The sequence below is a fragment of the Streptomyces sp. NBC_00386 genome (assembly GCF_036063235.1).
GTDB lineage: Bacteria > Actinomycetota > Actinomycetes > Streptomycetales > Streptomycetaceae > Streptomyces.
Genome location: NZ_CP107950.1, coordinates 2,225,577 through 2,250,256, shown reverse-complemented (window position 1 = coordinate 2,250,256; position 24,680 = coordinate 2,225,577). Strand labels below are relative to the sequence as shown.

At 74.9% G+C, this 24,680-nt stretch carries 13 protein-coding genes; 1 reads left to right on the top strand and 12 read right to left on the bottom strand.

From position 1 onward, the window contains the following. Nucleotides 1-41: 41 nt before the first annotated feature. The 9 genes from OG780_RS09835 to OG780_RS09795 form a co-directional block, all read right to left on the bottom strand. Nucleotides 42-2,885 carry a hypothetical protein gene (locus OG780_RS09835; protein WP_328446708.1) on the bottom strand — a complete coding sequence of 948 codons (2,844 nt, stop codon included), beginning with the start codon at nucleotides 2,883-2,885 and terminating at the stop codon, nucleotides 42-44. Next, a complete protein-coding gene (locus OG780_RS09830) occupies nucleotides 2,882-6,760 on the bottom strand; it encodes a tubulin-like doman-containing protein (RefSeq protein ID WP_328446706.1) in 3,879 nt (1,292 codons plus the stop codon). The genes OG780_RS09835 and OG780_RS09830 overlap by 4 nt, the downstream gene beginning before the upstream one ends. 141 nt (nucleotides 6,761-6,901) lie before the next feature. Further along, nucleotides 6,902-9,481, bottom strand: a complete 2,580-nt coding sequence (locus OG780_RS09825; RefSeq protein WP_328446705.1) for a vWA domain-containing protein — start codon at nucleotides 9,479-9,481, stop codon at nucleotides 6,902-6,904. A 123-nt stretch (nucleotides 9,482-9,604) separates the two neighbouring features. Next, nucleotides 9,605-10,126: a Pycsar system effector family protein gene (locus tag OG780_RS09820; RefSeq protein WP_328446704.1), complete on the bottom strand. Its 522-nt coding sequence runs from the start codon at nucleotides 10,124-10,126 to the stop codon at nucleotides 9,605-9,607. After that, nucleotides 10,123-11,406: a hypothetical protein gene (locus tag OG780_RS09815; protein WP_328446702.1), complete on the bottom strand. Its 1,284-nt coding sequence runs from the start codon at nucleotides 11,404-11,406 to the stop codon at nucleotides 10,123-10,125. Before OG780_RS09815 ends, OG780_RS09820 begins: the two co-directional genes overlap by 4 nt. Beyond that, nucleotides 11,403-14,219 (bottom strand): hypothetical protein, encoded by a 2,817-nt coding sequence (locus OG780_RS09810; RefSeq protein ID WP_328446700.1) that lies wholly within the window; start codon nucleotides 14,217-14,219, stop codon nucleotides 11,403-11,405. The genes OG780_RS09815 and OG780_RS09810 overlap by 4 nt, the downstream gene beginning before the upstream one ends. Further along, nucleotides 14,216-15,265, bottom strand: a complete 1,050-nt coding sequence (locus OG780_RS09805; protein WP_328446699.1) for a hypothetical protein — start codon at nucleotides 15,263-15,265, stop codon at nucleotides 14,216-14,218. Before OG780_RS09805 ends, OG780_RS09810 begins: the two co-directional genes overlap by 4 nt. 251 nt (nucleotides 15,266-15,516) lie before the next feature. Then, entirely contained in the window at nucleotides 15,517-16,254 is a 738-nt protein-coding gene (locus OG780_RS09800; RefSeq protein ID WP_328446697.1) for a Crp/Fnr family transcriptional regulator, read from the bottom strand. Between the two features lie 604 nt (nucleotides 16,255-16,858). Then, nucleotides 16,859-18,109, bottom strand: a complete 1,251-nt coding sequence (locus OG780_RS09795; protein ID WP_328446695.1) for a magnesium and cobalt transport protein CorA — start codon at nucleotides 18,107-18,109, stop codon at nucleotides 16,859-16,861. A 192-nt stretch (nucleotides 18,110-18,301) separates the two neighbouring features. On the opposite strand from OG780_RS09795, the gene OG780_RS09790 reads away from it, so the two are divergent. Beyond that, complete coding sequence (locus OG780_RS09790) at nucleotides 18,302-19,408, top strand: winged helix DNA-binding domain-containing protein (protein ID WP_328446693.1); 1,107 nt, start codon at nucleotides 18,302-18,304, stop codon at nucleotides 19,406-19,408. Between the two features lie 161 nt (nucleotides 19,409-19,569). On the opposite strand, the gene OG780_RS09785 is transcribed toward OG780_RS09790, so the two are convergent. From OG780_RS09785 to OG780_RS09775, 3 genes are all read right to left on the bottom strand, one after another. After that, entirely contained in the window at nucleotides 19,570-20,361 is a 792-nt protein-coding gene (locus OG780_RS09785) for a S1 family peptidase (RefSeq protein WP_328446691.1), read from the bottom strand. Nucleotides 20,362-20,783: 422 nt separating this feature from the next. After that, the gene (locus OG780_RS09780) at nucleotides 20,784-23,633 is read right to left on the bottom strand and encodes an ATP-binding protein (protein WP_328446689.1); all 2,850 of its coding nucleotides are present in this window, start codon (nucleotides 23,631-23,633) and stop codon (nucleotides 20,784-20,786) included. Between the two features lie 151 nt (nucleotides 23,634-23,784). Next, nucleotides 23,785-24,636, bottom strand: a complete 852-nt coding sequence (locus tag OG780_RS09775) for a helix-turn-helix transcriptional regulator (protein WP_328446688.1) — start codon at nucleotides 24,634-24,636, stop codon at nucleotides 23,785-23,787. Nucleotides 24,637-24,680: the final 44 nt, after the last annotated feature.

Here is a 24,680-nt window from a genome sequence, read left to right as displayed (position 1 = left end):
TGCGCCCGGGGCGCGGTCGGTCGTCGTCGTACGGGTACGGTTCACCGCTGCGCCCATTCCTCGCCGGGGTCCGGGACGGTTCCGGTCGTGCCGCGGTCCGGGCCGGGGAGGGGGCCGTCGTCGGCCCAGGTGCGCACGCGCACGTTCTCCACCACACCGGCACGCAGCGGGACCAGCCGCAGCGTGCCGGCGAAGCGGCCGGACGCCGTCCACACCATCGCGGCCGGCACGGCGTCGGGGCCGAGCCCGCCTGTGCGCACCTCCACCACGGGCCGTACGGCCTGCGGGGCGAACGCGATGGACCGCGCCTCGGCCGGGTCCCGGCTGAGCAGCGAGAGCTGCGCCGGGGGGCACAGCAGCAGCGGCCTGCCCTGCCCCGAACCGGTGTTGAGCACGTCCCGGACCCGCTGCGCCCCGATGCCCAGCAGCGCCGAGGCGTCTCCCCGCACCCGGTCCTGCCGGGCGTAGGGCGGGGCGGGCACTACCCCGTTGTCGCGCAGGCCCAGCCCGGCCGCCGCGATGGCCCGGGACACGGCGGCCTCCAGCGTGGTCGGCGCCCCGCCCGCAGGCGCGGCACCGCCCGCGCCGCCGTCGGAGCCGGTGTGACCGCGCAGCGCGGCCACCGTCGCGTCGGCCAGGTCCGCGACAAGGGTCGGCACCAGGTCGGGGCCGCCCTCGCCCGCGCCCCGGTGCAGCCAGGGCGGGTCCACCCGGGGCACGTGCCGAGGGCGGCCGCCGGGCGCGGCGGCGGGCTCGGCCCAGCCGCCGGCCGGCGCGTCGGCCGGCGGGTCGTCGGGCCAGTCGGCGTCCGGCCAGGACGAGTCCGGCTCCGACGGGTCCGGGCCCGACGCGTACTGCTGCGATTCGTTCGGCTGTGATGCGTGCGTCTCCGACGCGTACGGCGGTGAGGCGCTCGGTGGTGCCGCGTACGGTCCTGACGCGTACCCCTGTGCCGCGTCCGGCCGCGCCGGGCCCTGCCAGGCGCCGGGGGCCTCCGGCCGGTCGTCCGGCCAGGACGACTCGTCCCAGCCGGGGTCGGACCAGCCGTCCGGACCGGCCGGTCCCACGCCGGAGGTGCAGGGCGGGCCGGACACCGGGTGTCCCGCGTCCGCCTCGACGGCCGCGCCCCGCAGCACGGCCGCGAGCGTCCGGGCGCCGTCCGCGCAGCGGGTGCGCTCCTCGGCCGCCCACCACTGCCGGCGCAGCGCGTCCGCCAGGACGGCGTCCGCCCGGGCCAGACACGGCCCGAGTTCGGAGGTGCCGGTCGCCTCCCACCAGTCGGCCACGCCCCGGCGCCACCAGGCCCCGACGCACAGCGCCGCGCCGAGCACACCGGCCAGCACACCCCCGAGCACCAGCTCGCGCGGGACGCTCACCGGCAGGGTCAGACCGAGCCCGGCACCCGCGCCGGCCGACAGCGCGACGGCGCGGGCCGCGTCCGCCCGGTACACCCGGCCGCCCGCAGCCCGACCCGGCCGGACCGCGCCGGCCAGCGCGCCGCCGAGCAGGAACACCGCCGCGGGCAGCAGCGCGAGCAGCGTGCCGGGCCACGGCGCGAGCGCGGAGACGAAGGCGGCCAGCGCCGTCGGCACCAGCTGCCCCGCGCGGGCGCGGCCGAAGTACAGCGGCACCGCCGCCGACATCCGCCCCAGCGACTCCTCCGGGCACGCCCGCTCCAGGTCCCGCAGCCGGGCGGCGGACGGCGTCGGAGCGACCCGTTCAGCGAGCGCCGTCAGCCGGGCCGCGACCGCGCGCAGCGGCAGCCCCGAGGTCAGCCAGCGCGCGGTGCAGCGCTGCAGCCCCTCGTCCGACTCGCCGCCGCGCGACCGGCGTTCCCACATCTCCTCCGGCAGCGCCACGCCCCCGTCGGCGAGCCGGGCCAGCGCGTCGCCGTGCGGGACACCGGGCGAGCCGCTGTCCCGCAGCACACCGGCCACCACGTCCCGGTACCGGCGCAGCGAGTCCACCGCCCGTGCCATCGCCGAGGGCACTCCGTCCGCGATCTGGCGGCCAGTCAGAAGTGCCCGTGCGGAGCTCAGTTCGGCCAGCGCCCCGGCGAGGTCGTCCACGGCCCGTACGCAGGCGGCGCGGGCGGCGTCGGTGGGGCCGCCCGGACGCAGCAGTGCCGTCACCGGGCGTTCCGGACCCGGACCGAGCAACTCGGCCAGCCCTGAAGGGAGTTCCTGCGCGGCGGGCGGCCCGGTGACCGGCACCTCGCCCCCGGCGAACCGGGCCAGCGCGCCGGTCCACGCGCTGTCCCGCGCGTCCGGTGTCAGATCGTGCTCCAGCACCCGCAGTGACAGCGTGGCCACCGACACCGGGGCGTCGTGCAGTTCGGACAGCACCTTGTCGAAGATCTCCCGCACCCGCAGCAGATCGGTCAGTGCGACCAGCGCCGCCTCCGTCTCCCCGGCCGGGTCGGCGGTACGCGGATCGTGCCCCGCCCGCGGATCGGGTGCCCACAGCACCCCCGTACCGGAGGACTGCAGCACGGACGCCAGCCGCAGCCTGCGCCCGCCCTCCACCGGGCGGCCGTCCGCGTACGACGCGTCCCGGTGTGCCGGGTCCGGGTACGACGCGGTCCGGTACGGCGCGTCCGAGGGCGGCGGGCTCGCGGACCGCCGCCGCTCCAGGTCGCCGACGACCAGGCAGAGCAGGCTCACCGCGCCCAACGTCGGTGCGGCCGCGACCAGTTCGTACGCCTCGGCGTGCGCCGTCAGCCCGTCCGGCTCGTCCACCACCAGGAACCGCAGGTCCCCGGCGTCGTCCCGGCCGCTGTCCGGCAGCGGCGCGCCCACCCGGCAGCGCAGATCGGCGCCGTCCACCGGCACATCCCGGCCGCCCCGGAAGTCGAGTACGACGACCGGGCTCCCCGTGCCGCTCACGCGTGCTTCTCCCAGCTCTCGCGGGCGTCGTCGCCGTCGCCGCCCGACGTGATCTCCTCGTCGGGCCAGTCGGCGTCGCCGTCCGCGTCCGAGATGCCCCACGGCGCGGCGGAACCGGCGCCGGGCCAGCCCGGATCGGGTTCGGCGGCGCGCGGGAAGGGCGGGTACTCCGGCGCCCGCGCGGGCCGCCCGGCCGGCGCCTGCCGCACCGTGGGCCGGCCGGCGGGCGGCACCGGTCGGACCCGGCCCGGGTCCGCCGGCGCGGTCCGGCCCACGTCCTGGCGCGGGCGGTCCGCAGGACCGCCCGCGGCGGCCGGGGGCGGGGTGTCCGGCCAGTGCCGGGTCCGCTCGTCGTGCGGGGCCGCCGACGGCCACCGCGCGTCCCCGTCGCCGCCGTGCCGGGCGGCGGGCACCTCCCCGGCGGCCGGGGCACCGGGCGCGGGACCTGGCCGGGCGGACGGCACACCTCCCGGCCGGCTGCCGGCCCCCGGTGCGCCGTCGGCACCCGGCCTGCCGTGCGCGGGCACGTCCCAGCCGTCGGCGCGCCGGGGCGCGGCGCTGCGTGCCGCACCGTACGGATCGGCGGACTGCCCGCCGTCCGCCGGGCCGGGGCGCTGCGGACGCTCGGTGGGCAGTTGCTCCCGGGACCGGTCCCAGGCCTGGGCCGGGGGCCCGCCCGAGGCCCGGTCGGAGGCCCACCGTTCCCCCTCCTCCAGGTGCCGTGGGTCCTCGCCCGTGCTCCGGCTCTCGCGGACCCATTCCTCCAGTTCGCGCAGGGTCGGGTGGGCGCGGTTCTCGCCCTCCGGGAAGGGCAGGTCGAGCGCGTCAGGGAGGGTTTCCGCCCAGAACTCGCGCAGCCGGCGCGTCCAGTCGGTCACCCGTGCGCCGTAGCGCCGCTCCCGCTCGTCCAGCAGGCGCAGCTGACGCGGCGCCACCTCGTGGACCAGCTTCAGATACAGCTCCGAGGGCTCGCTTCCGGAGGTGCCCAGCCCGCGCGGCAGCGTGTTCATCACCACCTTGCAGTAGCTCTGCACGATGTTCTCCTCCGCCAGCAGCGCCCAGCGCTCGTACGCCCGCAGCAGCCCGGCCCAGCTGGAGATGCCGTCCTGGTAGTCGGTGAGCGCCAGCTGGATGCCGAGCGCGTCCTGGTCGGCGTCGTCGTGCAGCCGGATGCGCAGCCGCTGCGGGGACGCCGGGTCGCCCTGGTAGTCGATCTGGCCGTTCCACAGCGCGCACAGCAGCCGGTTCAGGATGTGCGCCCGGTCGTCGGACGTGCTGGCCAGCCAGTCGTCGCGGTACCCGAGCCGCTGCCGCCAGCGCAGCACGTCCTCGTCGCGGCGGGTCTCCTGCGCCCTGGCCCACTGGCGCAGCACCTTGCGGGCCTCCGGCACCTCGGTGAGGCTCATCTCGCTGCGGAACAGCACCACGGAGATCGAGTCGGTGTCCACAGCCCGGTACTCGATGGTCCGCTGGCTGTCCGGAGGCAGGCGCAGATGCTTCTCCAGGTAGTTGTCCACGGTCACCCGGCGCGAGCCCGGATAGGTGATGAGCACCTTCAGCCGCCCGTTGCCCTCGGGGGTGAACGCGGCCGGCAGCAGCCCGGCCAGCTTGTACCGGAACTGCTCCAGCGCCCGCGTGCTGACCTGCTGGGACGCCTCGGTGTCGCCCGCCTCGGCGGCCAGCAGCGTGCTCATCCTGGGCAGCAGCGCGCGGGCCTGCCGTCCGTCGGGACGCTCGGAGAACAGCCGCTGCACCCGGTGCTTGAACGCGGTCTTCACCTCCGACACGGCCGCGTCGGGGGAGTGCCGGCCGGCCGCGAAGGCGCTGCGGCGCAGCTCGGCATCGACCAGCTTGTGCAGCAGCGCGGCCTCGTCGCCGTTGGACCCGAGCTGGTGGCTCTCCACCAGACGCTCCATCAGCGCCTGGTAGAAGCGGCCCAGGTTGCCCTGCGGGGGCAGCAGGTAGGAGACGCCGGTGCGGTCGTCGTACAGCTCCTTGACCTGCGCGGCGTGCGCGCGCGGCTGGTCGTCCACGTGCTTGCGGAACGCGTCGCCGACCGCGTGCACCTCGTTGCGCAGCAGGTTCGCGGCCTGCCGCCAGCGGGGTTCGTGCTCGCTCCAGGAGCGGTGCCAGACCGTGCGGGCCCGCCACTTGTACCAGCGGTCCTGTTCCTCCAGCGCGGCGGCCACCTCGTCGTCCGCCCAGCGCAGCCGGGGCCCCACCACCCGGCCCTTGATCCTCGGCACCGGCGGCGGCTGCACCTCGACCCCGGCGGGCCGCGCCGGGTCCTGCCGGCGGTTGTCGAGCATGCCGAGGAAGCCGAGCCGGGCCACCGCGTTCGTCTCGCCCGGCACGCCCGACACCACCCGGCCCAGCGTGAACAGGTCGGTCTTCAACAGCAGTTGCTCGGCCGCCGCGCGCGGTGAGAAGCCCTCCACCAGCACCGGCATGCGGTGCGCGACCTGCCGTTCCAGGTCGGCCAACAGCCGCCGCATCTGTTCCAGCCGGTCCCGCAGCGCGGTCTCGATCTCGCCGCTGCCGCGTGGCAGCGGGTCCGGCTCGGTCACCTCCAGCGGCTCGCGCCGCCACAGGTCGCCCAGCCCGGCGGCGGTGAACATCTCCCGGACCAGTGGCGCCGTCCCGTGCGGTACGGCGGCGGAGGAGGCGTCGGTCAGCCCGGTCACCGCGTGGGCCAGCATCTTGGCCGCGACCAGCTCCGCCAGCTCGTCCAGCGGCGCCGTCATCGACGCCACCAGGCTGGTGGAGATGCCCTTGCGGCCGATGCCGGTGGCGGACCGGGTACGGCGGCTGATGTCGCCGTTGACGAAGTTGCTGGCGAACGTCTGGTAGTCGTCGTCGCGCCCGCCGCCCTTGGCCTCGCCCAGGTTCAGATCGGTGCCGACCAGGGACACCACCAGGGAGACGATGGACCGGCGCAGGTCGTCGGGGCGGATGCCGGCCGTCTGGCTGAACAGGAACGCGGTGGGCACGGTGCCCGGCCGCAGCGACACCGGGTGGGTCTGCGGGTAGCGGATGCGCAGCGACTCCTGGAGGTCCACGTCGCCCAGTTCCGCCTCGGCGTCCGGCGCGTTCTGCTCGTCCACCAGCCGGGACAGGTCCACCACCGCGCGGGCGGCGTTGAGTTCGGCCTCCCGGCCGCCGCCCTTGGCCTCCGGGAACACCGACGGCATGACGACCAGCGGATAGATCCGCGCGCCCCGGAACTTCTTGTCCTTGAACGCCTGCCCGATCAGATGCAGGTAGTCCAGGAAGATGCCCGCGCCGGTCCCGCCGGCCACCGAGAACGCCACGAACACGTCGCAGCCGTTGATGGTGTCACCGCCCACCTCCTGGAGTTCCCCGCCGGACCCGGCGATCGCGTCGATGGCCCGGTGCAGCGGGGTCAGCACCGGCGCGGGACCGTTGGCGAGGGTGGCGAACAGCGCGGCGCGGCCCACCGTGGGCAGCTGGCCGGCGCCGTTGCGCAGCGGGTTGATCTTGGGTTCGCCGCCGTGCGGCGGCAGCCAGTCGGACACCTCGTCGCGCAGCAGCGCGCGCAGCATCCGGGTCACCTCGGGCGAACTGTCGTAGTCGGCGGGCAGCAGGTCGTGCGTGGCGCGCGAGGTGCGGCTGTAGGCCTGCCGCAGCGCGGTGTCCGCGCTCAGGTGCGGCAGCCGGCCCAGCTCCGCCTCGCTGTAGTCGGCGTACACGAACTGCAGGCAGCCGGGCAGCTCGTAGGGCAGCCGGCCGTTGCCGGTGAGGGCGGTGCCGTCCGGACCGCAGAGTTCGGCGCGCAGCCGGCGCTCCAGTTCGGCGCCGATCAGGCCGCCGGTGCCGCCGAGGCCGACGAACAGCATCGGCTGGAAGATCTTCATCGTTTCGTTTCCCCCTGTCCGATGCGTGCGCACCGGGCGTTCGATGGACCCCAGGTCTCGTGGGCGGACCTGCCGTGGGCTGGTGGTGCGGTTCCGGTGGCCGGGCCGCCTCGCGGGCGGCCCGGCCCCGGTCGTCCGGTGTCAGGTGGCCTCGTCGAATTCGTCGTCGTACGAGGAACCCCCGCGCGAGGAACCGCCGTACGAGGAACTCCCGTACGTGTCCCGCCCTCCGAGGCCGTCCGTCTCCCTCCGGTCGGACGGCGCCAGGACGGGCTTCCGCTGCCGGGGCAGCAGGTCCGCGAGCCACCGGCGCGGTCCCGGCCGCCGGGCGGCGGACCGGCCGCCCGCGCCGCGTTCCACCCGCAGCCGGACCCGGCCCTCCAGCGGGATGTCACGGGCCAGCGGATACGACTGGTCGCGCCCGTCCGGGGTGCGCAGCCGGACCCCGGTACGCGGGTCGCGCTGCACGGCGTACCGGCCGGTGGGGCGGGGGTCCAGCCGAGGGCTGGGGCCGTCCGGGTCGGACACGTCGAACCGGTACCAGGGGTCGCGCTTGCGGGGCACCGTCGTCTCGCTGGTCGTCCGCTCCCCGGAGCCGTCGGACACGGTGAGCCGGAGCAGCAGTCCGCCCGGCGAGACGTCCTCGCGCGCCTGCCCGCGGTGCCACACGAACCAGCCGAACAGTGCGGCCAGTAGCACGGCACCGGTCACCAGCGCCCACCACCACGCGTCCCAGATCCGCTGCGGCCAGGAGGGCACCGGCGTGATGTCCACCTTCACCAGCTTCGCGTCGAGCGGCCGGGCGGAGTCGTCCGCGTCCGACACCTCGATCCGCGCGTTCAGTTCGCGCGGGTTCAGCTTTTCGCCGACGGTGAGCCGACCGGCCCGGTCCACGGAGTCACCGGGGGCCAGCGTGACCTCGGTGAGGGAGAGGGCGACGGCGCCCGGCTCGGTGTCCCGCAGCGAGAGGCGCAGGGTGTGCGGCCGGTCCGAGTCGTTGGACGCCAGCAGCCGGAACGGCACGCTGCCGCCGGGGTGCACCTCGGCGTCGTCCACGCGGAGTCCGGCCCGTACCTCGGGGTTGGCCGAGGCGGTGCGGGTCAGGAACGGGCGGTGGTCGGCGGTGAGTCCGACGGCACCGAGCACCCCGACGGCCTTGAGCGCGCCGGTCGCTCTCCGGGGGATCGTCACGGTGCCGGTGAAGCGGCCGTCGCCGGCCTTCTTGTCGCCGTTCTCCCCGTCGTCGGAGAGCGCCAGGTCCAGGGGTTCGAAACCGTCGCCGGTCAGCCGCCCGGAGACCTGCAGCCGGCGCAGGTCCGCCGGGTCGCCGATGCCCTGCTCGTCCCGGGTCTGGAGGGTCAGTTCGACGCGGGCCTTCTCGCCCGGCCGGGGTGCGGCGGGCGTCATCACGATGGAGGAGCGCACGGCACCCCGCCACTGCACGGAGACACTGGCCAGCCGGTCCCGGTGGCCCTTCGGAGCGTCGAGCCGGACCTGCCAGCGGCCCGGCCGGGGGTCGGTGATGCGCAGCGACTCCACCTCGCCGCCGGACCCGGCCAGCGTGAACTTCGAGCCGTCGGACCGGCTGCCGGGCTCGATCTTCCGGCCGCGCGGGTCGTAGTACGTGGCCCGCACCGCGTGGTCGCCCTTGGAGACGACGATGTTGGCGAGCGTCGCCAGCGGGGACAGCGGTACGGAGATGTCCGCCGGCGGGGTGTCCTTGCGCGGCGGGTCGGTGACCAGGCAGCGGGCCCCGGCGAAGGCACGCTGCACGGCGTCGCCCAGGGTCTGGGAGTCCGCCGCTCTGTCCGCGCGGGGACGGGCCGCCTCCAGGTCGGTGCACCCGCCCCGGTAGCCGCCTTTCGCCATGTCCCGCAGCGCGTCCATGTCGAGGTCGTCGCCGAAGCCGAGCGGCCAGATCTGCACCTTGGCGGCGCGAGCCTCGGCCAGCGCCTTGGTCAGCTCGCGGCGGCCGTTCTCCTCGCGGCTTTCCTTGTCGGTGCCGTAGGAGGGGCTGTCGCTCACGTCCAGCTTGCCGTCGGTGAGCAGGAAGAGGATGCGCGGGCGGCTGCCGCCGTGTTCTCTCAGCCGGGTCACGGCCTGCCGGATCGCGTTCGGGAAGTCGGTCCCGGTGCCCTGTCCCGCGCCGCGCCGGGCCAGCCGGCCGATGCAGCCGTCCATCTTCTCCCGGGCCACCGCGTCGAGCGCGGTGGTCGGGCACACCTCGTCCACCGGGCTCTGGTCGTCGTTGTCGGCGCTGGCGAACCCCAGGACGGTCATCCGTGACGCCGGGGAGATCTCCCCGACCGCGATCCGCCCGGCGGCGTCCCGCTCCCGCTCCACGTCGGTCGCGCTCAGACTGCTCGACTCGTCCACCGCCACGGCCAGGTCCACGGCGTCCGTGGCGCTCGACGCGGCCGGGGCGAGCGGCACGGGCGGCGCCGTTCGATCGAGCGCGGTCTGCCCGAGCAGCAGCAGTGCCAGCACGGCGGCGGCCCGGCGGACACCGAGCAGCCCTCGACGTCTGGCGGGTGCCGTACGGCGCGCCCCGGCCGCCGCGCGGGTGCCGGACGCGGTACGGGCGTCAACTGTCATACGGTGCGCGGTGGTTGTCGTACCGGCGTCGTACGTCGTACGGGTGTCGGACGCCGTACGCCCCCCTCGTCCCCGTGCCGCACGTCCCGGGCCGCCGCGCACCGGTGCGGTGTCGTGTGCGTCCATGTCGTCCCCCTCAACTGTCACTTGATAGGCGTAGATGTCGGGCGTGCGAGTCCTGTGCGGGCCCGCGTGCGCCCCGGTGTCGGCGGCCTGTGCCGCCGTCCACCCCCCCTGGGCGCGCCGGGATCAGCCGAGCAGCAGCCCGGCCGTCGCCGACAGCGCCCCCGATACCAGGCAGCCCGCTCCCCAGCGGATGCACCGGTACTTCCGGACGAGGATGTGGCTGTGGTCCACGGCCTGGGCCAGCAGCCAGGCCGTGACGTCCTCGCCCGCTCTGCCGACCGCCTCGGCCACGCCGCCCGGCCCGGCTGCCGTGTGCACCGCGACGACGTCGGCGAAGAAGGTGATGCCGGGCCCCACCCGCTCAGTTCCGCTGTGCGGCAGCACCGCCCGAACGAGTGAAACGGACCCCGCCAGCCACATCAGCAGCCCCGCCCCGACCAGCACCAGCCACAGCACGGAGGGCCGGTCCGGCGGGCGCTGCCCCACCCCGACCACCAGGGGCGGCACACCCAGGGTCACCGACAGCAGCACCGACGCCTTGACGTCCGCCCGCCCGGTGTCCTCACGGACCGTGCCGAGCAGCCGCTCGGCGACGTACCGCGCCTCCGTGACGGCGGTCGCCGGCGCGCCCGGTGTGGCCGTCATCGTCCGCCGCCCCGGCCGCCCGGGTCCCCGTCCGACGGGCCGCCCCAGATGTCGTCGTCCTCGTCGACCCGGTCAGGGGACCCCGCCCCGGACTCCGCGCGCCCGGCACCTGGGGAGGAGGATCCGTCGTACGTGTACTCGTAACCGTGGCCGTCGATGTGCGCGGACGTGCCGTACCCGTCCCGCGCCGCCGACGGACCGGTCCCGTACTCGACGGCCTCCTGCGGCTCGCCCCACCAGTCGTCCTCCTCCTGGCGTGGCGCCCCGGCGGTCCGCGCCGTCCCGCGCTCCGGGGTGTCGTACGCGTCCGTGTCCCCGCCCGCCGGGGTGTCTGGCCAGTCCTGCCGGGCCGCCGCGGTCGCGGCCGCGGCGGTCGGGGCGACGGGCGCGGGCGGCAGCGCGGCACGGGGTTCGAGTGCCGGGAGCGAGCGCTGCCCCGCCGTCTGGCCGGGGAGCACCATCCGGCGGATGTACGCGTCCAGTTCGGGGGTGTTGACCCGCCCTTCATGCGCCATCCGGACCAGGAACTCGCGGTTGGCGCGCTGCTCCTCGGCCTGGCTCTCCATCATCATCTTGATCAGCCGGCCGACCTCGGCGGTGCTGCCGGACGCCATCAGATAGGCGCACTTCTCTTCGTCGGTGCCGTGCGCGATCGCCGCGAACCCCCGGAAGCGGGCGGTCACCCGCTGGGCCTCCGCCTCGTCCTTGCGGGTCTGGCTGACGAAGCCGATCTGCGTGCGGTCGGTGCCGATCTCGACGAACACCTTCGTGCACAGCCCCACCTCTTGCCCGAGGGCGGCCCAGCGGCCCGCCTCGATGTCCAGCCGTACGGCCTGGTTGGCCTCGTGCGCCTGGTCCACGGAGTACCGGGTGGTGACGCCCTGGAGCCGGTCCACGATCTCGGGGCCGAGGTCGTTCTCGACGCTGAACAGGCGCTTCTCCACGACCAGCCGGTAGTCGATGACCTCCCAGCGCAGTTTCACCCGGGTCTCGAAGAAGGTCGCCGAGTCGTGCGCGGGCAGCTTCAGCGCGAACGAGGTCGTGTGCCGCCCGCAGGCGACCTCGCAGACACTGCTCGGCCGGGACCACCGGCTGAGCCGGTCGCGGTGGTCGGCACCCCGCGCGGTGATCACGCTGTGCCCGCCGTCCTGGTAGTAGAGCACGGAGGCCACCTGCGCGCCCCAGTGCTTGAACCCCCGTCCCTGCACGATCCGTTCGCGCAGGAACGGCCCGGCGAGGTTCTCCGGGATGACCAGTTCCTCTTCCTGTCCCGCCGTCACCTCTGCTCCTCCCCCCGGCCGCCCTGGCCGCGTCCCGTCGCCGCCATCGCGGCCACCACATGGCGGGCGAAGGCGGCGGTCATCGGTTCCTCCGGCGCGTCCGCCATCAACCGCAGCAGCCAGCGCAGCCGTTCGGCGTCCCGACGGTCGCGGATCAACCGGGGCAGCAGCCACAGCAGCGCCTGGAGGATCTCCCCGCGCCGTCCGGCCGTGCCGTCGGCCGGCTCCTCCCCGGCCACCTGCTCGAACACATAGGTGCGGCCCGTCCGTCCGGGTACCACGGCGTCCGCCTCGGCGGCCCGCAGCCAGGTCGCCAGGCCCTCCGTCGCGGCCTCGTGCGACAGCCGGTTCGCCAGCGACCGCCACAGCAGGTCCGCCAGCGGCTCGGCCGCGCTCTCCACCGCCACGGCCACCGCCAGCGCGAGCGGCCAGTGCGCCCGCCGGGCCAGCTCCGCGTCGGTCACCTCGACCGACGCGCGCGACACCGGCGGTCGTTCGTCCTGCCCGGTCCGGGCGCGCTGCCCGGCACCGCCCGGCTGCTCCGGCATCCGGCCCGCGAGCCGCACCCCGCCCGGCCCCCACACCCGGCTGACGGACGCCGGGACGGACGTGGCGGCGTCCGCAGGCGGCGCGCCGGGGTCGTCGCTCTCCTCCGCCTGCCACATGTCGTCGGTCCGCGCGCAGAACAGCCGTACGGCACAGAGCATCGCCAGGTCCAGCTGCTCGGCGGAGCCGTTCTCGGACCACTCGCGCAGCACGGTGGCCGCCTCCCCGGCCCGGCTGCCGGCCACCAGCCGGGTCGCGCCGTACGAGGCGACGAGCGCGTGGGCGCCCTCGTCCCGGCCGCCGATGCCACACAGCAGCTCCATGGTCTGCCGGGTGTCGTCCACGATCCGGCCGGAGCCGAGGGCCAGCGCCGCCGTCCAGCGCAGCGTCGGCACCGGGGCGTCCGCCCAGTCCGCGACCATGCCCCGCACCGCCGACCGGTACGGCTCGCGGCCGGCGGCCTGGGCCAGCGCGGTCGCGGCGAAGAAGCGGCGCCGGGTGTCCTTGGCCACCGACAGCGGCCGGATCAGCCCCGCGAAGCCGTACCCGAGGTCGGCGGTGGCGAGTTCGCCCGCCACCACAGCGGCGCGCACCCACACCTGCGGCCGGGGGTCGCCCGCCAGATCGCGCAGCCAGCGTGTCACCGGACCGCGGGCCGCGTGATGCCGGTGCCAGACCTCGGCCAGCACCGAGCCCGCCAGCGCCGTGCCCCGGTAGGCGACTGTGCGGACCGGTACGGGCACCCCGCCCACCGACTCCTCCTCGCCGGTGCGCACCTCGGCCCGGCAGGCGGCGAGCAGCCCCTCCAGGTCCTCCGCGAACACCGGCCGCCCGTGAGCCCGTCCGGGCATCCGTACGGTGAGGATCTGCTGGGCGAGAAGTTCGGCTGCGTCGGCCACCGAGCTGACCGCCTCCCCGTCCAGCACCGCGAGCGCGATCCGGAACGAGGCCTCCCGCACCCGTGACGCGGCGGTGTCCACCGGCCCGTCCGCCCCGGCCCGGCCGGGCTCGGGCGCCGGGGGCAGCGGGTCGGCCGCCCCGGTGAACCACTCGCGGGCCTGCCGGCGCGCGATCTGGCCGCAGGCGTCCAGGAGTTCGTCCCGGCGCAGCTCGCCCCGCACATGCCGGGCCACCCGTTCCGCGACCAGCTCGGTCTCGGACGGCCGCAGCGCCTCCGGGAGGATGCCGAGCGCGTCCAGGAAAAGCGGGTGCTTGAGGATCTGTTCGCCCCGGCCCAGCGCGTCCGGGTCCGGGCAGTCCGCCAGGTGCCGTACGAGCTGCCACTCCAGCAGTTCCCCGGCGGGCGCCGGCGGGCAAGCCAGCCCGTAGCGCCCTCCCAGCAGATGTCCGGTGGGCGAGGCGGGGGAGACGATCAGCACCGCGTACGACCCCTTCGCGGCGAGCCGCGCGGCGAGCGCGTCCAGGTGCAGCTCCTGCGGTGCGGTGAAGTCCCCTGCGCTTTCGGGAAGTTGGACCAGCAGACCGCCGCCGTCCAGCACACCGTCCGCCACCGCGTCCGGGTCGGCGGAGAGCAGCCTCAGGTCGGACGGGGCGAGCCGGGTGACCCGGCCCCGGGTGAGGACTCCGGTGCCCGTCCGGCCGCCGGGCTCCGCCGCCTCCGGTACGGGGTTCCCGGCGCCGGACGCCATGTCGCGTACGGCGGTGGTGACCTCGTCCAGCAGGCAGAGCCCGGTGGTGAGGCGGCCCGTGCCGGGCGGCCCGCCCAGCACCAGCACCCGGCGCCCGCGCAGCACTCGCTTCAGCGTGGGGTAGCCCGCCGGGGCCCGGTAGACCTGGCGCAGCCGGTCCAGTTCGTCCTCGGGCACGTCCCCGAAGACCGGCGCCGCCGTGTCCCGGGCGCCGACGTACACATCGCCGAAGTGCGCGCGGTCGAAGTTGGTCCGGTCGAAGACGCTGCTGTTGCCCCGGATCTCGAACCGGGCCTGCGCGGCCCGCTGGACCCGGGCCGCCGTGCGTGCCTCACCGGGCACCCCCGAGTCGGCCAGCGGGTCCCGGGTCGCTTCCCGGAAACGCTCCTCCTGGCGGTCCCGCCGCTCCCCGCGCTCCGCCTCGTCCGCCCGATCCCGGCCGCCGCCGTCCGGCCCCGCCTCCCCGTCGGCGTCCCTGCCGGAACCCTGGCCGGGCCGCCGTTCGCCGTCCTGCCACGCCGGTTCGTCCCCGGCCCGCCACTGGTCCGGTCCGCGGGACGCGCCCCCACCGTCGGCTCCGGAGCCCTCGGCGCCCCCGTACTCGCCGTCGTCACTCAACGTGCCTCCCCCGTATGGCCGTTGCCGTCCCCCGTGCGCCGGCCGCCGTTCGGGGCGTTGCGGTCGCCGGCCCGTCGGCCGTCGTCGGGCGTGGTGCCGTCCGTCGCCACTCGGCCTCCGTGCGCCCTGTTGCCGCCGGTCGGCCAGTCCTCCTCGGCCGTGTTCGCGCCGCCCCCGAAGTGGACCGGTCCCTGGAAGGTCGCGCGGTCCTGGACGACGCTGGTGCCGCCCTCCACTTTGATGTCCCAGTGGGCACCGGAACCGGTGTCCACCGGCCACGCCTCCGTCCCGGGCGCCCGGAGATCCCCGTCGGCGGGGGATCGGCCGGCCGGGGCCGGGACCGGGGCGGCATGCCCCGGGTCCCTCCCCGGTGGGCGGCCCTCCGCCTCGGTTCCCGTGGACGCGCCACCGCCGTTCTCCCCCGAAGACGCGTCCACGGGAAGCGTGTCGAACCCTTCGTCACCCGGCACCCGGGGCCGGGCCTCGCCCGGCACGTGGAACCACGCGGTGACCGGGCCCTCCTTCAGCGCGACCCGGGCCGGGCGGTACGCGGAGGGCTCCACGAACCGCCCACCGTGCCGGACCACTTCGTGGTGCAGCGAGTCGGAGACCACGAGGACCAGATCGCGCCCCGAGTGCTCCAGTACCGTCCGCGTCACCGGCGAGTCCGCCAGTCGGCAGACCAGGTCCATCGCATGGCCCGACAGCCCCTCCTCGTCGTGCTCCACCGGACCCACGTGCAGTCCGACGCGCAGCCCGAGCCGGCGTGCCAGGTCCTCGTTCCCCGCCCGCTGCCGCTGGTGCATCTCGGCCAGCCAGGTGCCGAGCAGCCGGACCGGCGGGATGCGCGCGTCCACGGCGGCGATGAACCCGTCCCCCCGGTCCTCCAGGTGGAGCATGGACTTCGCCACGCCTGCCGCCGCGAAGGACGCGTGGGCCAGGTCGTAGATCCGTGCGCGCATCCGTCGCTTCGCGCCGTCGAGGTAGCTGCCCGATCCCCGGGTGTCCACGCTCATCAAGGTCTTGTAGACGGCTCCGTCAGCCATCTGCCCACCCCCTGTCGTGCAGTGACCGACCGTCAGCATGGCGGCTCGCGCTGGCTCGCGATGTGGTCGTTTACACATCCGGTGGCAGCACATGGATCGCGCGCCGAAAACGCGCGCCTCGCAAGCTGTTCCGCGCTGCGTCCCGCACTTCAACACAACCCCGCGCAACCCTTGACAGACGCATATTCAAACGGTTTTGAGCAGAGGTATCCGCTGAGGGGAGTGGGGCTGACGGTCGTGCGAAAAACCGCTCAGGGAGCCGGGAACCCGATGTTCCCGCCGGCCGCCAGCAGGCGCAGCGCGTCGTGGTCGATCAGCTCGATGCGGCGGGGCCGGGTCCGGACGACACCGGCGGCCCGCAGCAGCCGCAGCGACTTGGCGACCGCCTCGCGGGTGGCGCCCACGGCGTCCGCGAGATCGTGCTGGGCGAACTGCGCGAGCACCGGGAACTCGTCCCCGGGTCCGTCCGTGTCCCGCGTGCCCGCCGGACCGGAGGCCGCCCGCTGGAGTTCCCCCAGCTCCAGCAGCCGCCCGGCCACCCGCTGCATGACGGTCAGGGAGGCGAGCGTGCGCCGCTCCTCGTCGGCGGTGCGCAGCCGGGAGACGAGCTGGGCCATGAGCAGCGCCGACACCTCCGGGTCACGTCCGGCGAACGCGCGGAACCGGGCGCCGGGCACCACCAGGGCACGTACCGGACCGAGCGCGGTGACGGAGGCGCTGCGCGAGATCCCGCCCAACGCGGCCATCTCGCCCACGAGTTCGCCGCGCCGGCGCAGCGCCAGGATCAGCCGGGCCGAGGACCGGTCGGTCGCCGTGGACACCACGGCCCACCCCGCCAGCAGCACCAGCACATGGCTGCTGTCGTCCTGCTCCAGCAGCAGATGTTCGTCCGTCCGGAAGGTCCGCTCGGCACTGATCCGGAACAGATCCTTCCGTGCTTCGGCGCCGAGGACATCGAGAAACGTGCGGTCCTGCACCACCAGGGCCATGAATCCGTCGCTTCCGGCAGAGGCCGGGAGAGGTCCGGCCGAGGGGCCCGAGAGAGGATGAATCGGATGGGCCTGCCACTGTACCCGCGCCCCCGCCCGGAAGGGCCGTCTCAGCGGACCTCGCCGGACCTCGCCCGGTCCGGCCTCACCCGTGCGCGTCACGACGCCGCCCCCCGGCGCGCCACCCCGGCGACCGCGTCCGTCCGACGCAGGGTGGGCGGCGCGGGAGGTCCTCGTACGCGGATGTGCGCCGAACACAGGAGCCGTGCCCCCATGACCGATGCCCACGGGCTGTTCGGCGATCAGCTCGGACCGCACTTCCTCACCCCGGTGACGACGGCCCGGACCGGGACGCGCCGGTGGTGATGGTCGAGGCGCGGTCGGTGTTCCGGCGGCACCGGTTCCCCACCCGTTTCGTGGGTCGTGTGGAGCGGACGTCTACGCGGCCAGAGGCTTCCGCGGGTCAACGCCCGCGATCGCAGGAGACCGCGCGCGTCGGAGCGCGGCTCATTCTCCCCGGATTCTCCCCAGTGGCCTGGAAGCATCGACGGAGCCTGCGATCCGAGCCGCGCCCACTCACGGGAGTGCCTCCCGGGACGGTTGCTCAGAGCCAGTCCTTCCGCTTGAAGATGACGTACAAACTGGTACAGACGGCAGCCATCAGGACGATCGCGAAGGGGTACCCAAGTACCCAGTGCAACTCCGGCATGTGGTCGAAGTTCATTCCGTAGATCGTCCCGACCAGAGTCGGGGCGAACAGGATCGCCGCCCACGACGAGATCTTCTTGATCTCCTCGTTCTGTTCGAAGCCTGCCTCCGCCAACGCCCGCATCTCGGCGTTCTGTTGCTGGGTGACGAGGGTCGCGTTGACGGTGAGGATGTCGGTGAGGGCCTGGCGGAATCCGTCGACCCGCTCGCTGGTGTGCGTGACGTGGTCGGCGACGTCGCGCAGGTAGCGCTGGAGCTCCTCGTCCGTGCGGTACTTGGCGAAGCCGGCCATCAGGCTGTGCAGCATGCCGACGAGCGGGCGGGTGGCACGCTGGAACTCGACCATCTCGCGGGAGAGTTCGTAGATGCGGCGGGACACCGCGGGGTCGCCGCGGAAGACCTCGGTCTCGATCTCGTCGATGTCGTTCTGGACGCCGAAGACCACCGGGACGTAACCGTCGACGACGGAGTCGAGGATCGCGTAGAGGACGGCCTCCGGGCCGAGCCTCAGCAGTTCCGGGCTGCCCTCCATGCGCCTGCGCACCGCCGAGAGGTCCGGTGCCGCGCCGTGCCGGACCGTGATCACGAAGTCCGGCCCCACGAACACGTGCAGCTCGCCGAAGTCGACCTCCTCGGCCGCGTCCAGATAGCGGGCGGCGCTCAGGACGACGAAGAGCGTCTCCCCGTACCGCTCCAGCTTCGGACGCTGGTGCGCCTCCATCGCGTCCTCGACGGCCAGCGGATGCAGGTCGAACTCGGCCGCCAGTGAATGGAGTTCGGCCGCAGTCGGACGGGCCAGGCCGATCCACGCCATGCCGTCCGGCTGCTCGCGCAGTTCACGGAAGGTCTCGGCCAGCGACCCGGGCGCCGACACCCGTACCCCGTCGCGGTACAGCGCGGACTGGACGACGCTGGCTACCTCGGCGGGCTCGGGCGCGGGAGGCGCTTCGTGCGGTGCCGCGGGCCGCGGGGGCGGCGCGGACGGCGGGGTCAGGGCCCGCCGCCAGAGAGATCTCCGTGCGGCCTTCGCGCCCTTCCGTCCCCCGGGGCCCCCGGAGTCTCCGGGCCCCTTCGCCTCCGTGGAGCCGTCCGTGTCCCCCGTGCCCCGCCGGTTCTCCGAGGCGGGGCGGGCGCGTCGCTCGGACATCGCGGCTGCCTCCAGGGTCGAACGTACGTCTGCGCGATCTCCGAGCAGGATATACGGGGCAAACGGTCCGCGTACCGCCGTCCGGACGGGACCGGGTGAGTCCTGCCGGACGCGCCGGGTGAGAGGTGCCGGGCGGGACCGGATGGGAGTTGCGGACAGAAGGTGTCCGCGAGCGGCGTTAGCGTGCCGGTCATGACGAAGACGACCGCGACGGCCCCCGTGCTCGGCACCCGCGCCCTCAACCGCGCGACCCTCGACCGTCAGCTCCTGCTGCGCCGCACCCCGATGTCCGCGACGGCCGCCGTCGGGCACCTCCTCGGCCTTCAGGCGCAGAACACGAAGCCCCCGTACTACGCCCTCGCGGCCCGCCTGGACGGCTTTCGGCCCGGGGACCTGTCGGCGGCCATGGACGCACGCGAGGTCGTCCGGATCGTCACCATGCGCTCCACCATCCACACGCACACCGCCGACGACGCCCTCACCCTGCGCCCGCTGGTGCAGGCCGCCCGCGACCGGGAGCTGGTCCACTTCCGCGAGGGGCTCGCCGGCGTCGACCTGGACCGGCTCGCCGCGATCAGCCGTGAGCTGGTGGAGGCCGAACCGCGCACCATGAAGGAGCTCCGGGAGGCACTGCTCGCCCAGTGGCCGGACGCCGACCCGTTCGCCCTCTCCATCGCGGCCCGCTGCACCCTGCCCCTCGTCCAGGTCACCCCGCGCGGTCTGTGGGGCCGCAGCGGCCAGGTCGCCCTCACCACCGCCGAGCACTGGCTGGGCCGTCCCGCCGAACCCGCCCCCGCGCCCGACGCGACCGTGCTGCGCTATCTCGCCGCTTTCGGCCCCGCCTCGGTCAAGGACATGCAGACCTGGGCCGGCCTGACCCGGCTCCGTGAGGTCTTCGAGCGGCTCCGGCCCGGTCTGACGGTGTTCCGCGACGAGAACGGAGCGGAACTCTTCGACCTGCCCGACGCGCCCCGGCCCGGCCCGGACACCCCCGCGCCGCCCCGCTTCCTGCCCGAGTTCGACAATCTGCTGCTGTCCCACGCCGACCGCTCCCGCGTCGTCCCCGCGGACCTCAAGGGGCGTACCTGGCGGGGCAATCAGGCGTACCGCACCCTGCTCGTCGACGGATTCGTGTCCGGCCTGTGGAAGCTGGAGGAGGGCGCGCTGGTCGTCGAACCCTTCGGCCGGCTCAGCAGGGCGCAGCGGGACGAGGTCACCGCGGAGGGGGAGCGGATGCTCACCGTGATGCACGGCGGCGAGGGGTACGACATCCGGTTCGGCACGGTCGCGCTGCCGTGAGATGCCGGCGGACGGGGCGCGTCGCGGGGAAGCCGTCCGCCGGCAGGCAGAGGGACGTGCAGAGGCACGTGCTCTTGGATGAGGGGCGTTGCGGACCGCTCGTGGAGGCTCGCAACGCCCCTCGGCTTTTACCTGAGGGGTACTCAGGAGATCATCGTTTCCTACGAGTTGACCTGTTCCGTCACCAGGCTGGAGAACGTCGTCAGGCGGGTGTAGACCCCCGGGTAGCCGGGCTCCGCGCAGCCCTCGCCCCAGGAGGTGATGCCGGCCAGCACCCCGCCGATGAGCAGCGGGCCGCCGCTGTCGCCCTGGCAGGTGTCGACGCCGCCGGCGGCGTAGCCGGCGCAGACCATGTCGGATGCCACGAAGGTGGAGCCGTACGAGGCGGCGCAGCTGGAGTCGGACACGGTCGGGACGGTCGCGGTGCGGAGCTGGTTGGAGGAGGCGCCGTTCTCCGAGGTGGTGCCCCAGCCGACGATGCGGGCCGTGGTGCCGGCCGCGTACAGGCCGGTGTCCGAGCCGGAGACGTACCGTGCCGGGGTGTACGGCATCGACGTGGACAGGGTCAGCACGGCCACGTCGTCGCCGTCGGTGGCGTCCGTGTAGTCGGGGTTGATCCAGATGTCGCTGACCTTGCTGACGGTGCCGTCCGTGCCGTTGAGGAACGTCCTCCCGCCCACCACCCGGATGCTGCTGGTGGTCTCGCCCGCCATGCAGTGGGCGGCGGTCACGACCTTGTCGGCGGCGACGAGGGTGCCGCCGCAGAACTGGTTCTGCCTGGCGTCGGTGATCTGCATCATGAACGGGTACGCGGTCGTCGTGGTCGTCGTGCCGCCGACGATGGGCTGGGGAACGGCTGCGGCGGACGGGGAGCCGAGCAGCGTGGTCGCGGCGGCTGCGGCGGTCGCCGCACACAGGGCGGCGCTCTTCTTGACGCGGTTGAGCCCGAACATCGGTCTCCTTGAAAGTTGCCGGTGGGGGGACGCGCGGGTGTGTGTGGGGGAGTCACGACGCCTCTGGATGGGGTGTCGTAGGGCCCGAGCGAGCGGCATGCCCACACGCTAGGGGGTGTGACCGCTCTCTCCCAATGAGGGAACCCCCTAGTGGAGACGGGGGAGGGAAAACCCTTGCACGGCACGGGCCGTGTTTGACGAGGGCGCCGTCCGGTTGGTCCCGGCCCGGGGGCCTCGCCCGTCCGGCGCACGTTCACCCGAAGGAGTCACCCAGCAGCCATACCGTCCTGGCCCGGAGCTCTACCGGTGTCGGCCGGAGCGTCACCGTTCCGGCCCGCAGTCTCACCGGTCCGGCCGCTCCCCGCGCGGTCCGTGTCACCGTTTCGGCCCGCACCGCTTCACGGCCGTCGGCCGGGGGAGCGTCAGTCGGGCCTGCGTTCCGCCGCCAGCCGCACGATGTCCACCCGCGACCGTATCCCCAGCTTCCGGTACACCCGGGTGAGCGTGGCCTCCACGGTCTTGACGCTGATGAACAGGCGCCCGGCGATCTCGCGGTTGGTGGCGCCCTCCATGACCAGAGCGGCGACCTGACGCTCGGTGGCCGCGAGGGTGTCGAGGGCCGCGGGGGCGAGGGGCGGCGCGGCCGGAGGGCGCGCGGTCGCCGTCTCGACCTGCCGGAGCCAGGGCAGCGCACGGCACCGGCGGAACAGACGGGCCGCCTCGTCGTAGGAGGTGGGTCCCGGCCCGGGCGTTCCCCCTGCCCGGGCGGATCCGGGAGCGTGGGGGAGGGCACGCAGCCCGGCGAGGGCGTAGGCGGCGCGGGCCTCCTCCAGGCCGTAGCCCAGCTTGCCGAGGCGGTCCTGCGCGGAGGCCAACTGACGCTCCGCCGGCCCCTGTTCGCCGCGTGCGGCCCGCACCAGCGCCTCGGCGCGGTCGAGCACGGCGAGTACGCTCTCACGTTCCAGCCGCAGCGCGCGCCTGCGGGTCACGTCGATGACGTCCTGCGCCTCGGCGGTCTCGCCGATCCTGACCAGGGCCTCGGCGAGGTCCCCGTGCCAGCGGCCCCGGGCGGGGTCGATGACACCGAGGCTCTCCTCCAGCTCGCGGACCCGGCGCAGGGAGCGGACCGCGGCCGACGCGTCCCCGGCGACGAGCTGGGCGTGCCCGAGGGCGCCCAGGGCGCGCGAGAGGTAGACCAGGTCGCCGTCCTCCTCGGCACGGTCCACGGCCTCGTGGGCGAGCGAGAGCGCCCGGCCCACGTCACCGCCGGCCGCCTCGGCGAGCGAGGTGAACATGGCCGTGGCGGCCTCGCCGATGCCGGTGTCGCGGGCCAGCCGAAGGCTCTCCCGGGCCAGGTCGAGAGCGCGGCCGCAGTGACCGGAGCGCAGTTCGGTCTCGGCGAGGCCGCGCAGGAAGTGCAGTTCGCTCTCGACCATGCCGCGCCGCTGCACCTCGCGCAGCAGCGCGGTGATGGCCGTACGGGCCTCGGCGAGGCGGTCGCCCATGATGAGCCAGCGGAAGCGGGCGGCTCCGGCCCCGTTGTGGTCGCAGGCGACCCGCGGGTCCTGCGGCTCGCGCATCGCCCGCTGGATGGTCGAGGGCGCGTCCGGGTGCCCCATCAGGGTCTCCATCTGCGCCTGGAAGCCGAGTGCGAGGAGTTCGGTGCGCCGGTCGCCGGCGCGCGCCGCGAGCCGCGCGGCCCGGGCGGCCTCCTCACGGGCCTTGGTCATCTCGCCGTCCATCAACAGGGCCCGCCAGGCGAGCTGGTAGCGGACGAGGGCGACCAGGCCGGGGTCGTCGCCCGCGTCGGCGAGCGCCTGGGGGAAGACGGCGTCGATCTCGGCCATGGCCTGTCCGGCCGAGTCGACGACGACCATCCAGGCCCGGACCCGTTCGGCGGGGGCGGTGGCTCGTGACAGCACCTGGCGGGCGATGTCCCGGGCGAGGTCCGTCTCCCCGGCGGTCAGCGCGTCCTCGGCCGCCTGGAGGCGCCGTTCGTCCGGGCCCGGCCGGGCGCCGGCCGGTGTGTGCCGGGCGGCGAGCAGTCCGAGCCCGACGGCGACGGAGGGGGCGCCGCGGTCACGGGCGACGGCCGCGGCCTCGCCGAGCCGGGCGGCGACCGCGGGGTCCGTGCCGGTGGTGGCCAGCGCGAGGTGCCGGGCCCGCTCGATGGGATCGGAGGCCGCGCGGGACAGGGCGGAGTGCGCGGCGCGCCGCTCCTGCGCGTCGGCCTCCGCGTACAGGGCGGCGGAGACCAGGGGATGCGCGAAACGGATGCCCGGTGTCTCGCGTTCTGTGGCGAGAAGTCCGAGGGCGGCGGCCGAGGCCGTCTCCGCCTCCGCGTTCTCCCGGCCCGCGGCATGCAGCAGGGCCAGCGTCGGACGGGCTCCCGCGCTCACCACCAGCAGGGTGCGGCGGGCCTCGGCGGACAGCATGTCCAGGCGGCTGAGGACGAGCGCGCGCAGTGACGTCGGTACGGGGAGCGGCTCGCCGGGACTCGGCCGGGTCGGGGACTCGGCGAGGGCGCGGCCCAGCTCCAGCGCGAAGAGCGGATTGCCGCCGCTGGTGCGGTGGATGTCGCGCACGGTGGAGCGGGGCAGCCCGGTGTAGCCGCGCTGTCCGAGGAGTTCGGCCACCTGGGCGCGGGCCAGCGGGGCGACCCGCAGGGCCAGGGTCTCCGGGACAGACGCGCGTAGAAAGCGGTCGTGGTCCTGCGCCTGCGGTTCGGTCTCCGTACGGACGGCGCACAGCATGCGGACCGGTGTGCCGCCCAGCCTGCGGGCGGCGAAGCCGAGGAGTTCGGCACTGGCCGGGTCGAGCCACTGGAGGTCGTCGGCGACGATCAGCACCGGCCCGCGCGCGGCGAGGGCGCGGAACGCCGACAGCACCGCGAGCCGCAGTGCCAGGCCGTCGCGCTGGAGGGTGGACTCACCGCGTCCGGTGAGCGCCGACTCCAGGGCGGTGCGCTGCGGGGCGGGCAGCCGGTCGGCTATCTCGTCGACGACCAGACCGAGGAGGTCGGCCAGCGCGAGGAAGGGGAGATGGGATTCGGACTCGGTGGCCGAGCAACGCAAGACGGTCCGCGCCGATTCGGCGTATTCGGCGGCCAGTGCCCGCAGGACGGTCGATTTTCCTATTCCCGCCGGCCCGTGCACGAGGACACTGCCACCGCCGGACAGCTGCTCTCGTGCCACCGCGAAGAGTTCGTCCCGGCCGATGACCAGGTCGGGGCGCGGTCTCGCAGGTTCCCTGAAGTCCCCTCGCACGGTCACCGCTCCCCTCGTGTGTCGTGTCCTGGCCAATATTAGGCAACGTCTCTTTGAATTTCGGACAGTCCGGGTGGTGAGGGAAATAACAGATGGTACGCATACGTCATTTCACGGTCCGGACGATTGAATGGAGGGTGCCGAAGCGGGCGGCGCGCTAAGGCAGCACCCCGGCCCGGCGCGCGGCGACGACCGCCTCCAGACGAGTGTGCGCGCCGAGCCTGCGCATCGCCGAACGCAGGTACCCCTTCACGGTCTCCGGACGGAGCCCGAGCCGCTCGGCCGCGGCCGCGTTGGTCGCCCCCGCCGCGACACAGGCGAGGACGTCCACCTCGCGCGGAGCCAGTCCGACATCCCACGGCACCCCCGCGGACGGAGCCGCCGCGTCGGCCAGCCGGCCGCACACGGAGAGCAGTTCGGCCCGCAGCCGGTGGTCGGCGATCCGCGGCGCCAGCGCCCGCAGTGTCCCGTGCGCCTCGCGCACCTCCTCCCAGGCCGCGTCCTTCGTCGCTTCCGTCGCCGGGCCGGGCGCGCGGACGACATCCAGCAGATCGCGTGCCGCGTCCCGGACGACCAGCGCCTGTTCCACGTCCCGGGCCGCGGCGACAGCCGCTTCCAGCGTCCGGTCACCCAGCGGCTGGGCCGTCCTCAGGGCGCCGTACAGCACACCGCGCACCCGGCGCCGTACGACCACGGGAACCGCGAGGACGGAACACAGCCCCTCCGTCGCCACCGCCCTGTCGTACTCGTGGCTGATCTGCCGCGAGGCCGGATAGTCGCTCACCGCGCAGGGCCGGGCGAGGGCCACCGCCTTGCCGCCCAGGCCGTTGCCCGACGAGACCGCGAGCGCGCTCAGCGCGGGCGTCGCCGTACCGCTCAGCTCGCTGATGCGCACCAGCCGCCCGCCGGAGTCGACCAGGCCGCCGAAGGCCACCGGCAGCCCCGTGGCACGGCGCAGCCGCACCAGCGCGGCGCGTACTTCCACCGACTCGGCCGTGTCTGCTGCCACCTGCTCTCCCCTTCGTCGCGGCCTACCCCCGTTCGGGGGTGGTG

What these genes read in the sequence shown, in the direction of transcription:
- OG780_RS09830 (WP_328446706.1), bottom strand. Translation starts at nt 6,760, where the DNA reads ATGAAGATCTTCCAGCCGATGCTGTTCGTCGGCCTCGGCGGCACCGGC.
- OG780_RS09825 (WP_328446705.1), bottom strand. Translation starts at nt 9,481, where the DNA reads ATGGACGCACACGACACCGCACCGGTGCGCGGCGGCCCGGGACGTGCG.
- OG780_RS09820 (WP_328446704.1), bottom strand. Translation starts at nt 10,126, where the DNA reads ATGACGGCCACACCGGGCGCGCCGGCGACCGCCGTCACGGAGGCGCGG.
- OG780_RS09805 (WP_328446699.1), bottom strand. Translation starts at nt 15,265, where the DNA reads ATGGCTGACGGAGCCGTCTACAAGACCTTGATGAGCGTGGACACCCGG.
- OG780_RS09800 (WP_328446697.1), bottom strand. Translation starts at nt 16,254, where the DNA reads ATGGCCCTGGTGGTGCAGGACCGCACGTTTCTCGATGTCCTCGGCGCC.
- OG780_RS09795 (WP_328446695.1), bottom strand. Translation starts at nt 18,109, where the DNA reads ATGTCCGAGCGACGCGCCCGCCCCGCCTCGGAGAACCGGCGGGGCACG.
- OG780_RS09790 (WP_328446693.1), top strand. Translation starts at nt 18,302, where the DNA reads ATGACGAAGACGACCGCGACGGCCCCCGTGCTCGGCACCCGCGCCCTC.
- OG780_RS09785 (WP_328446691.1), bottom strand. Translation starts at nt 20,361, where the DNA reads ATGTTCGGGCTCAACCGCGTCAAGAAGAGCGCCGCCCTGTGTGCGGCG.